This is a genomic window from Bradyrhizobium sp. th-b2, assembly GCF_000426785.1.
Classification (GTDB): Bacteria; Pseudomonadota; Alphaproteobacteria; order Rhizobiales; family Xanthobacteraceae; genus Bradyrhizobium; species Bradyrhizobium septentrionale.
Genome location: NZ_AUGA01000112.1, coordinates 1 through 11,167 on the forward strand (window position 1 = coordinate 1; position 11,167 = coordinate 11,167).

The window sequence follows — 11,167 nt, forward strand, 5'->3', positions numbered from 1 at the left end:
GGTTGCCGGTCTGGCGCAATGGAGACTGGCGCAAAACCGACCTCGTCATCCTGCCGCTGCATCGGCTCGGCCCCGCAAGCGAGGACACCGGTCCGCGCCTGCCGCCGCCAGGCCGTAACCAGATTGCGGTGAACGTCGTGTCGCCGAGCAACCTCGACAACACTGGCCCCAGGCGCCAGACTCTCCTCCACGATCCGAAGCTTCTCCGCACTCGTCCTCCGCCGTCGCCGCTCAGGACCGCACAGAACCGTAACCGTCGTCACGTTTGCTCATTTGTTTGCGAATTAATGCGCAAACCATCTCACGCTCGAACCCGATCCGGGAAGGCGGCCTCCACCGGAGGCGTACGAAACGTCTAACCCTCGATGACATGCTTCGCGTGGCCTTTTCGGGTATGATCATACCGACTCAGCAGGACAACGCTATTCTCGATGGCTGTCATGGAGTGGGAACAATGGATATTGCCTGAGAGATCTCAGGCACGCGATCACCTGCTCGGCTCTGCTCGACAGCGCTCGCGTGCATCTGGCGGTGGTGATAGGCGCACCACGATGACGGTTTCCTGCCCGGTCTTTGGTATACGGGCTCGCCGCACATAAAGGCCGCTCTAGGGTCTTCATCTTTGAAGCCGATAATGGCCCGGCATTGGCCTTCAATGTGGTCGACTAACAGAACCTTTTTGACGTCATCGGGCTCGTTCAACTTGCTGCTCCTGAATGCCAGGCTATCTCTTCTGATGTCGCGCCGGTTACGCCGAGCGAGGCGTTGCAACGCAAGAGCTTTGCAGGTCGCCGTAGTCGCGCGCTTGCGCGCTGGGACCGCCCAAAAGCGCTGTAAGCGGTGCGAGAAGCTGGCTCGCCGCTTTGATTGTCTTTGAAGCGAGGTCTAAGTTGATCTTCTCTGACCTCGGCCACTCTGCGGTGATGCGGCTTAGGACAGCTGAACGGTATCGCTGTGGGATGGCAGCCCCTTCACAACCGCCTGCTCGCCGCGGCGCCGCGATCAACACGCAACGCATAGACATCTCGAACGGTCGGCTGTCGCGGACCAGGATCTCGCCCAAGCATTGCGGCGTGGCTATGCCCATGTGAGACATTCGAAATCCTTCACAGTCCGGACGGCAGATGAAGACTCGCGCCTTCCTAAGATTGTACAATTTAACGCTACGTCCGGTTCAAGTCCTCTTGGCAGCCTGTATGCACGTGCCTAAGCGCCAAGGTCTGCTCGCAAAACGCCGCGTACAGTGTTGTTGCTGACTCATTCTGTGTCTCGATGTGCGTCACAATGCCACCCCAGTTGACAACAAGGTTCGGGCGGACGAGCCCCGGCCGGAAAGGTTCGTGCCTGCGCGGCAGCTACCCGCTCTAGTCGCAGTCAATTTCGCGGCCGGACATCCGGCCGTGCGGTAGTCATGAAAATTCAGTCGGATGGGCACCGAAGCCTCAGTGCCCAATGCGAGATCCGGATGGTGTTCGATCAGGTCGGCCTGACAGGAAGGGATTTATGTGACCCATTGCGCCATTTCGAGGCGTGCGGCGCGAATATCGGAGCGCGTCCCCGATCCGGCGTACGCCGCGGTCGCGGCCGGCGGCTGGTCGAAATTATTGCAGTGTCTGATAGAGGCGATAGAGGAGTCGGGCGCGCGGCTCAATCGAGGAGATGTAGAGTTGCTCGCAATGGGTATGCGCGCCCTTGCCGTCGACGCCGAGGCCGTCGAGGGTCGCGGTATGCGGCGCTGTGAAATTGCCGTCGGAGCCGCCGCCGGTGAAGACATCGAGCAGCTCGAAGCCGAGTTCGGCGGCAAGCTCCCTGGCGTGTTCGTAAAGTGCTGCGCCGGCGTTGCTCTTCTCGTAGGGCGGACGGTTCAGTTCGCCGGTCACCTTCACGGTGACGCCCTCGGTGCGCGCGGTGATTCCGAGGATTTTCGGCACCAGCTCGTCGGCGTCGGCGATGGTCGGCACGCGCAGATCGACTTCCGCATAGGCCTCCTCGGCGATCACGTTCGGCTTGGTGCCGCCGCGGACGACGCCGACATTGACGGTGATGCCGCGCTTGAGATCGTTCATCGCCTCCAGCGCCAGGATCACATGGCCGAGTTCCCGGATCGCGCTGCGGCCGTGCTCGGGGCGCGTGCCGGCATGCGCCGGTGCGCCCTTGATATGCAAGTCGAAGCGCGCGACGCCCTTGCGTCCGGTGACGATCTTGCCGCCGTCGCGCGCGGGCTCGGTCACCAGCACATATTTGGCCTTGCGGCCCTCGGCCTCGATCAGCGCCCGCGAGGTCGGGCTGCCGATCTCCTCGTCCGATGAGTAGAGATGGGTGATGCCGAGCGGCGGGCGCGCATCATCGGCGCAGATCCGCCGGAAGGCATCATACGCAAGATACGCGCCGCCCTTCATGTCGTAGATGCCGGGACCGAACGCGCTGTCGCCGTCGATCCGGAACGGCAGGCGCTCGATGAAGCCCATCGGGTGTACGGTATCGAGATGGCTCAGCACCAGGACGCCCGGTGCCTCCTGGCCCCAGGACGAGCGTGCGATCAGGTGATCCCCTCGGCCGTCGCGTCCCGCGACACGTTCCACAGTTGCCGGCAAGTCGCCATAGCCTGCGGCGACGAGGTCGACGAGCATGTTGACCTGATCCGGCCGCTCCGTTGGAGACTCTATCTCAACCCAACGTCGGATACCCTCGAGGATTGTCGTTGCTCCAAACGGATTGCTGGACATCGCCTGACGCCTGTGAACTCGCCTCTCATCGCTCATACAAGATCAGGATAAGATCCACGGTAATCCTATCATGATCTCGCGCGAAGATCTTAAGATGCGCAATTGTTGTGGGGCACCTGTGCCTTCTGAAGCCTGGTCTTGTGAAGCCTGGTCTTGCCGCGGCAATGATGCTACGCGGCTATCGACAGTAACTGAGCTACCAGGGCTGGTAGGTGTCGGCGCAATTGTAGAGCTCAGGAGCGCGCCCTGGTATGGGCCGTCCTCGCATTGCTGACCTGCCTTCTGTTGCGCAAAATGCCTGACCACGACATCAATCCAGGAACGTTGCCGTGCCGCTCCCTGGCACGGCTTGGCTTCGGCGGGAGCGCAGAATGCACCTGTGGAGCCGGCCGCCCGCCTTCCTCTTTCAAGTGCACGTATTCGATGCGCTGCTCGTGATCTTATTCCGGCAGGATGTGCTTGCCGGAGACCGGAGAAGCCGTGAGTGCCGGCTCGCACGCGCGCGTGCCGTGATAGCGCAGCGCTCTACAACACCCTGAGAGACAATCTTGTCGATCTTTGCTCGTTCCACGAGGTAGCTGCACGTGCTTTGGTGTCTGGGCCGCACGCATTCCTGCGTATGGCCGCGCGCATCGAAGAGGCGGAGGCACCCTCCCGCTCCGGCCGGGAGGGTTTGCCCGAGGCCTCGCTGTTCCCCGGCTGCTCGGTTCAGCACATCGGGCTTTGTGAAGGCACATGTCCCGAAAATGCGCGGGTTCGCTTTTTGTCTGTTGACAGCTCTTGTTTGCAGCAGCGTTCGGTCGACGGCCGTGTTGGTGATGTCGGGCGTGCCGGCTTCGTCAATTCGCAGCGATTTGGCAAAGACCGAGCAGTGGAGGAGATGTCCGGCAATGCGTGACGGCAACTCACTTCCAAACGAGGGAGCCGGTGCGTCATGGAACGCGTGATCCACAATGCGCAGGTGACAAGGCATCGGCGGCATCGACTTCACCTAGTCGGCCGGCGGCAGCAACCGTGATTGTCCGGTATTGCACTCTCAATGAACCCAGGCGCTGCATGACGCATGACGGGCAGCTTTTACCGACGTATGAATCGATCCGAGAAATCCCGTGTGCAGCTTGCTTTCGATCTTGTCGAGAGCAGCTTTGGCGGTAGTTGCCATAGCTTCAATAGAATCCCGAACGAGCCTTTTCGCTACGCCCGCCGTTTCGCGGGTCTGCACGAAATGCCGCCCCTGTACGCCGGCAATCCTGTAGGAGTTGTATGTCCCTACCGACGTCACAAGCTTCTTCTGCATGCGTTACGCCGATCGGCCAAAAGAGAATCTGCGCCCTCAGCAGAATCGCCTGGTCCTCGGAAGGGACATCGCTGCCTTTTTGGCAGATCAAGAAGCTCCACCCTGCCGGCCGCCGCGCCCGGATACTTGCGTAGCGGCAAGCAGACAGCGCCTGACAGCAGTCCTCCTGCGGCAGCCGGAGCAAGCGGCCATCCTTCGTCCACCGCCAGGCGCTCGATCACCAGCGCCGTGGTTCCGCCGAAAGTGGCAATCTCGGCATGGCTCACCGGCAGGCCGAACGCGGCAGTCAGCCTAAGGCAATCGCGACGGTTTGGCCGACGGCCGTGCGTGAGAACGGGCCTGAAGCTGGACCATCTCGATGGATATAATGTGCTTGGCTTTCTCTGTAGACCAATGAGCAATTGCTCGATCTCGTCGAGCTCAATCCTATCCCCGCTAGGCAGAAAGGGGCGGCCATGCTGCTGGATTCCGTCGGCGCGATCGGTGCATGGCTGGAACGTCGCCGACTGGCCGTGCGGACAGGATCATGCCGATTGCGGTACTGGCGGGCGCCGGCCAGGGCAAATTGTTTCTCCTTATGCAGGGCATTGGCGCGCTTAATGTCCCCGTAAGAGAACACGCTTTTTTGCATCGATAAGATGCTCATCGAGTGTTGCGTGCAGCGCGCCCCGCAGCTCCGGGGGGATCGAGCTGTCCGTATCAATCAATTCCCTAAACTTGCGAATGATGTGTTCTATCGTTGCGATGGATCCGAGTGCTTCCGTTTTCTGTGCGGACGTCATCGATCATCTCCTTTGGCCGGCAGCGTTAGCACCACGTAGCGGGCTCTGAAACCTCGGCAACGGTGCGCCGCAACAGGCTCTCGCCGACGACGAAGGCCGCCTCTTGCGCCACCTATTCGATGCCAACTGCGTTGATGCATGGGCAAGCGGCGCAAGCTCGCAAGCCTCGCAGGAGCAGCGCGCATTCGCGCTTGTGAACGTCGGCCTTGGCGGCCACAACTGAACAGGGCTCAACTCAGTTGTCATTAGTTGGAAGCCGCGATCAGGCGCTCCAGTCGGGTGGCTGCGGCGCCGCGATCAAGCGCTTCCTGGCCAAGTGCGACGCCTTCCTGGAGCGTGGAGGCCCGGCCGGCCACGATCAATGCCGCCGCCGCGTTCAAAAGGGCGGCATCGCGATATCGACTTGCTGCGCCACCGAGCACGCTTTGCAGCGCGACGGCATTGCCATCCACATCGCCGCTCTCCAGCGCCTCGGTGTGGCGGGGGAGCCCAGCATCTTCTGGCGTCACCTCGAAGGTGCGGACTGCACCCGCCTCGAGCGCGGCAACAAAGGTCGGGCCGGCAAGGGTTATCTTATCGAGCCCGTCCGAGCCGTGCACCACCCACACCGATTCGGCGCCAAGGTTCTTCAACACTAGGGCCAGTGGCTGCACCCATTCACGAGAGAACACTCCGACCATCTGCCGCTTAACCCCCACGGGGTTGGACAGAAGTGTGATTAGATTAAAAATCGTGCGAGTCCCAAGTGCAGTCCGGATCTGGCGAATACGCTGCATGGCCGGATACTGGGCCGACGCAAACAGAAAGCCGATGCCGGCTTCCTGTAGACAACGAGCAACGGCTTCAGGCGTGAGATCGGTCTTCACGCCTAGGCGCGCCAAAATTTTCGCGGCGCTCGAGCTTGATGACGCTGCGCAGTCGGTGTGCTTGGCGACAGGAACGCCGGCCCCGGCGACGATAAAGGAGGCGCACGTCTCCACGTTGACTGAGCAAAACGGGGTATCGCTCGTGCTAGCAATACCGATGGGTTCGCATGGCGCATCGACCCGTGGCATTCTATTGCGGATCGCGGAGGCCGCGCCGGTGACCTCTTCGACGGTCTCGCCGCGGACCCGCATTCCCAGCAACAAGCCACCGATCTGCGAAGGGCTCGCTTGACCCGACATCATGCTGTCGAAGGCGAACTCACTTTCCTCACATGTCAGAGTGGTGCCGCTGGCAACTTTGCCAATGATCGATCTAAGCGCTTCCATCGAACTTTACACGTTACCTGTCTATCCTCGGGCTCCTCGTTCAATAAGGGACTTTTCGTCGACGAGGCGTGGCGTCAATTGCATTGATATTGTTGTGCGAGCACCCGCTCGCGGCAGACCGTCCTCGATGCTTGCGTATCTGCCGCTTAAATGCGATTCCTTCGTGAGGCTACAACCTGACGCTACGTGAGGGTCAAGCGCTCCAGGCTGAGCTGCCCGATAGAAGTAATCGGCGACCGTGTCCGTCAGTTCTAAGTTATCGACGTCGTTCTCGATCGCCCGTGCCTGTTGTCCTGCCATCGCGTGACGGCCTGCTGGTCACGGTCGGCAATCTCTGAGCCTGAGGCGAAGGAGCAGCCACCTGGTTCGCCATCCCCTCATTTCGGTTCGTTACTCTTCTTGCCAGCGTCGCCAGCGGAAATCATGTAGCGACATTTCAGACTGAGCCTCGATTGCTTGGATCTGAGACAAGCGATGATGGCGACGCGATCCGGAATATGGTTGCTGCACAGGCGGAACACGTCCTCCATGCAGGCTTCTTTCTCCTCTACGGTCGGCGCTTGATCGCGCGCGTCTACTCGCTCTGGGATGAGGGCGGTCATTGCAAAAGCAAGGGTGATGGCAGCCTTCAGGGGCGAAGCCAAACGAAGCCGCCGGTTTTGAATCATGGTGTTCCTTCGCGTCGGTTGGTTTGCGGCATGTTCTTCAGGCCTTCCGACCGAAGACATGCCGGATTGTTAGGTAAGCGCCTGCGAGACCGTTCTTTTCTCTTGCGAAACCATCCGGGCCGGGAGTCGGTATTTTCGCAGCGACTTGTCAGCATCTGTCGTTGCCGGCGCCGAGCGCCGGGCTGCACTCGCAGCTGCACTGACCGAACAATTTGATCACGGTTAAGCTTTCGGTGATCGTGCGGTGGCCGCGGTCACGCCCCGATCTCGTGAGGCATTGGGAGGCTTTTGCATGAGTCTAAAGTGCGGCCGCAGCCTAATGACGAGTCAACCGACGGAGGAGGCCATCGTCGTCCCGACGCAGGATCGAACAGGACTTGTGACCTCGGGCCAGGAAAGGCGGCGAGGAGCGCCCAAGGCAGGGCTGCTCAATCCATTGACAAACGATGCACTCGACTGCGCAGGCAAAGCTGTCATCGCGCGTGCCCCTGTCACGCTCGGCGCGGTCCCGCAACGTGCGTGCCACTTCATTTGACGCAAGAGCGGGGGCAATCGAGTTGGCGTCAGTACCGGGCGTCCGTTCCCCTGCGCATGCCACGATCGAAAGGGGCCGTCCATGTCTCGAAGAGCGCAATTGTTTCTACCTCTCATTGGACCAGCCACCAATAAGGTGCAGACAAGTGTGCTTTGAATCTCGCGGGTTGAGCTTGGGTGTTTGAAACATTCGCAGTTCTTGGGATTTGGCGGGAAACGCCTGGATTGTTCGAAGTAGTCCCCACTTGTCCAGGATCGTACAATCTGACGCTACGTGCGATTCAAGCCCTATCGTCTGAATACGTCTTGGGATCTACAGGGTCCGTCAGCAGGACGAGTGTGCTCCGGCGAAACCTCGCGCTGAGTGTTTGTAAACCGCGGCGTCTCTATGGCCACGCTCAGGGCAAGTGTGAGTTTGCGCGCACCGTTGGTGTCTACTCGCTGGTAACCCCGGGCCACAAGCGTCACTGCTAGGTAATTGTACGGAGCGCCACTGTCACATTTGTTTGATCTGCAAATTGCATGTTCATCGCTATGAATCCGAAGAGTAAACTCTACGATCCCGACCTTTGGCGCGGCCGTGCGGAAGCAACGCGAGAGAAAGCGGAAACGCTGGCGTACGGCAAAGCCAGAGATAGACTTCTCAAGATAGCCAAGGAATACGACAAGCTCGCTCGGCGCGCCCTAGAGTGGCAGACGCACAAGAACGAGCGGGGCACTTGGCCCGGCCAAGAGTCGTAGCATCTCGCGTGTCGATGGAGCCTCCATCGGCAGATCGCCACGAATGCCAACGGTGAGCAACAATCTCGCTCGGTATTCGGGCGGGCGATTCATTGCAGAGGCTGCCGTGCCGAGAATCTCCAGACGGTCCTCTCTCGCACAAATCGTTCCAATCGAATCCCAGTCAGCGTGCCGCCTCAGCGCAGCGAGCCGCTTTAACGACCTACAGGGGATTGTATAGGCGCAGGCGTATTCTTTTCGTCAGCTTCTCGAAAGCTAATCCGCCTACTATCGAGCCGGCGCGCCGATCTTAGTCCTGTTCTTGCGCGAGAACCGTAAAGCACTTGTCGGGCGTAGTACCGAATACCGGATGGGAAAATAGCTGCCGTCAGGTCAAGTCAAGCTTGCAGGCATATAAGTCCGATAATCCGCGATATCCAACACTTCTGCACCTGCCTGTCTGACCTCGGAGGTTTTCATATCTAGCCACTCAACAATTGCAAGACCGCGGCCGCGGTACACGAGGGCATCGAAAGGCCCTCCTATACCAGCACCCATCCACTGAGATCTCCTCTGGTTCATCGTTTCGCTCATAAGGACGCTGCGATGATCCAACATATACTGGCCCAAAGCAGCGCATGAAGGAGAAGCCCGGCCAGCGGCAACAGGTTCCATCTCCTCTGCGTCTGCCAAGAGCGGCGGTCAGCAGCGTAATGCTTCATCATGGACTGCTTTGGTGCGCGCCAGTGCGTCATTCCTCGCATGCTCCACTGGTCCAGGGAAAAAGGTTAGCGTCCGGACGCCTCGTGTTATCCATCAGTTCGTCTTCCAAAGCTCGGAGTGTCAGAATTCGGCTTGTTGCGCGTGAGGTATGCGGCCTGTCGATTTGGTCGCGTATCATCGATCAGGGGATACCGTGCAAGTCCGAAACGTGCTTTGGCAATGCATAAGTCAAAACCAAACAACGAGTCCATTGCAAATTGATGTCGGGATAGCGTGTCCTTCCTGTTTCGACACTACAGCAATCAGCATGCCAGTAACCGAGAAGTGCCCGCACCGCTCGACAAGGGTTAGATGCGTGCCTCTAGAGTGCGGCGCTGTGGACCAATCGACGATTGTCGGAGCCGCGACATCGATGTCTGAAAGCCGACACCAGTAATGGGAGGCAAGCGTGAATGTTTGCTGACGTCATACCCGCAACGATGCGCCAGCTGTTGCATTGTATCGACGCGCCTGAAGATCCGCGGATGGTCGCAGTGATGGTCTGTCCAAAGGACTAACTCGTCATGTCTGATCATCCTCGCGAGGAGCCGTAGGATGCTATCAACTCGATCCGAAACACATTGTGCCAAGCATTCACGAGCCAGACGCGCCCGTTCGAATTTTTGGTCCGACAAGCTCTTCATGGTCACATAGATGACGTATTGGCATTGTTTCAGGCTCCGCTAGCGGCGAGAGCTGCGAATGATTCAAGTGCTGCCACGTCACAAGGCCGCATCGGGCCAAAGCCGATATTGCTCTTGCGTCGCGTCAGTCCGTGCGGCGTGACGTCGTTTCGGCGAGCCATAATCGAGTGCACAAACGGATATCGGATGCGACATCAGAACGGGAGGGATGAAGTGATACGCGTCGATTGACGGATTTCATATTGCCGAGAGACCTGAACGGAAAGGCTAATGAACACTCGTTTTGCAAGTGCGGGAGATCGAGCGCGGATCTTACCTTGCTGAAGCGCACTCTGTCCGGCGCCGGCTGATCAGCGCCCGCGGGCATGGGTAAGTAAGATGTGTCGCCAAAAGCGCGCTTCGTGACCGAGTTGTCTGGCGGGGCTGGTTACCCCATCGGGTGTTCGTGAGTGTGGAGGTCAATTCCGCGGGTGAATCGGATCGAGCACTTCGTGCATCGCCGGCCTTCATGCAATCGGGGAGTGCAGTGAAGGCGTTCGTCGGGTGCTTGAAGAGGATGTGAGCTTCCGAGAACTAAGTAATGGGAGAACAAGTGATGATGGACATCTGCGGCTTTCTCAGCAGATGGTTCGCTGGAGAGTGGTGCTCGAACGCTACGCTGCTGACGGAGCTTGCGCCGGCTCATGAGTTGCCAAACAACGTCATCTACGTCGACTTCAAAGCGATCCGTAAAGCAAAGGAGGGTGCGTGCGAGCGCAGATCATAGAGAAGCTGGAAGCCGGCCGCGTACGATCCGGCAAGTTCGCCAGCGTACCAGGATCAGGCCCCGGGGGGCTGTTCTTGGTGCAGGGCCCTTGCGGGAGTGAACTGAAAATCAGTGGCTTCGTCCGTCCGGGCTGGGAGCAGGTCGCCGTTTCGACGCCGCGGCGTTGTCCGAACTGGCAAGAGATGTGCTTTGTCAAAGACTTGTTCTGGGATGAGGAGGAATGCGTCATGCAATTGCATCCGCCGCATTCGCAGTATGTCAATAACAGCCGGTACTGCCTTCACCTCTGGAGACCCACTGATCGGCACATCCCAAGGCCGCCGCCGAGCTTTGTAGGTATTGTTGGGCTAGGACCATCCGAAGCGGCAATGTTATTTGCTAAGATTCGCGCGACGGCATGATGGTTTAGGGGACGAGGCAGAGCGGGTGCAGAAACATAGGTTCGGCGTCGCCGGAAGCCCATTCAACCAGCTCACGTCGCAAGTGTTCTTCTGTGTGCGACGGACGGGAGGCCAACCCGGGATCACTGCCGCCAAGCGAGAGGCGGCAGTGGAGAGGATATCTCACGCGGCTGGCCTCAGGGGGAGCTTCGACGACTTCTTGGCGATAGTTCGCGCCGTCGGAGTGATTATCAGGTCCGCAAGTCGGTCATCGCGCATCTTTCGTAGTCAGCCTGACCACCCGCCTTCGCGGGGCAAGCGCATCATGATCTATTCGCAAACGATATCGCGCGGTGAGCGGCCGCATTAGTGCTTCAGCCCTTGGTTCAGCACTTTGAGACCGATTCTGTGCCCGCGGCAGCCGACTTCAGCTTCCCAAGCGGAAGTTGAGAGCGGAGCTTTGGCTAACCCGTCCTATTCGTGAGAGTGCTTTTTTTAGTCCGCTTGATGTGGCCGCACATCTGCTCTGACAAGGCGCGCGGGATTGCCTTCGGCTTTTCACCGCCTGACGACCCGTACTTTGCAACGCGCTTGAGGTGTAGGTTGGGCGAACGGGGGGCGGACGCCCCGCCGGT

8 protein-coding genes are annotated in these 11,167 nt (G+C 59.5%); 2 read left to right on the forward strand and 6 right to left on the reverse strand.

Annotated elements, in window-relative coordinates; translation table 11 throughout:
• Both K359_RS0144170 and K359_RS0144180 read right to left on the reverse strand, forming a co-directional pair.
• A partial coding sequence (locus tag K359_RS0144170) for a transposase (protein ID WP_029084817.1) occupies window positions 1-263 on the reverse strand: 263 nt, incomplete at its 3' end.
• 1,338 nt (window positions 264-1,601) lie between these two features.
• Entirely contained in the window at window positions 1,602-2,726 is a 1,125-nt protein-coding gene (locus K359_RS0144180; protein WP_029084811.1) for a M20 family metallopeptidase, read from the reverse strand.
• Window positions 2,727-3,210: 484 nt separating this feature from the next.
• Here K359_RS0144180 and K359_RS62455 point away from each other — a divergent pair, with 484 nt between their 5' ends.
• Complete coding sequence (locus K359_RS62455) at window positions 3,211-3,624, forward strand: hypothetical protein (RefSeq protein WP_156929041.1); 414 nt, start codon at window positions 3,211-3,213, stop codon at window positions 3,622-3,624.
• 138 nt (window positions 3,625-3,762) lie between these two features.
• Here the strand turns inward: K359_RS62455 and K359_RS0144185 are convergent, their stop codons facing one another.
• The 4 genes from K359_RS0144185 to K359_RS0144195 form a co-directional block, all read right to left on the reverse strand.
• Window positions 3,763-4,023, reverse strand: a complete 261-nt coding sequence (locus K359_RS0144185; RefSeq protein ID WP_029084812.1) for a hypothetical protein — start codon at window positions 4,021-4,023, stop codon at window positions 3,763-3,765.
• A gap of 596 nt (window positions 4,024-4,619) precedes the next feature.
• The gene (locus tag K359_RS60130) at window positions 4,620-4,805 is read right to left on the reverse strand and encodes a hypothetical protein (protein ID WP_084518780.1); all 186 of its coding nucleotides are present in this window, start codon (window positions 4,803-4,805) and stop codon (window positions 4,620-4,622) included.
• Between the two features lie 245 nt (window positions 4,806-5,050).
• Window positions 5,051-6,058, reverse strand: a complete 1,008-nt coding sequence (gene trpD / locus K359_RS0144190) for an anthranilate phosphoribosyltransferase (RefSeq protein ID WP_029084813.1) — start codon at window positions 6,056-6,058, stop codon at window positions 5,051-5,053.
• Window positions 6,059-6,435: 377 nt separating this feature from the next.
• Window positions 6,436-6,726 carry a hypothetical protein gene (locus tag K359_RS0144195; protein ID WP_029084814.1) on the reverse strand — a complete coding sequence of 97 codons (291 nt, stop codon included), beginning with the start codon at window positions 6,724-6,726 and terminating at the stop codon, window positions 6,436-6,438.
• A 3,255-nt stretch (window positions 6,727-9,981) separates the two neighbouring features.
• On the opposite strand from K359_RS0144195, the gene K359_RS63785 reads away from it, so the two are divergent.
• Window positions 9,982-10,152, forward strand: coding sequence for a hypothetical protein (locus K359_RS63785; protein ID WP_165125932.1), 171 nt, complete (start codon window positions 9,982-9,984; stop codon window positions 10,150-10,152).
• Window positions 10,153-11,167 lie beyond the last annotated feature (1,015 nt).

Coding starts and splice junctions, on each gene's coding strand:
- K359_RS0144180 (WP_029084811.1), bottom strand. CDS start 2,726: ATGTCCAGCAATCCGTTTGGAGCAACGACAATCCTCGAGGGTATCCGA.
- K359_RS0144185 (WP_029084812.1), bottom strand. CDS start 4,023: ATGCAGAAGAAGCTTGTGACGTCGGTAGGGACATACAACTCCTACAGG.
- K359_RS60130 (WP_084518780.1), bottom strand. CDS start 4,805: ATGACGTCCGCACAGAAAACGGAAGCACTCGGATCCATCGCAACGATA.
- trpD (WP_029084813.1), bottom strand. CDS start 6,058: ATGGAAGCGCTTAGATCGATCATTGGCAAAGTTGCCAGCGGCACCACT.
- K359_RS0144195 (WP_029084814.1), bottom strand. CDS start 6,726: ATGATTCAAAACCGGCGGCTTCGTTTGGCTTCGCCCCTGAAGGCTGCC.
- K359_RS63785 (WP_165125932.1), top strand. CDS start 9,982: ATGATGGACATCTGCGGCTTTCTCAGCAGATGGTTCGCTGGAGAGTGG.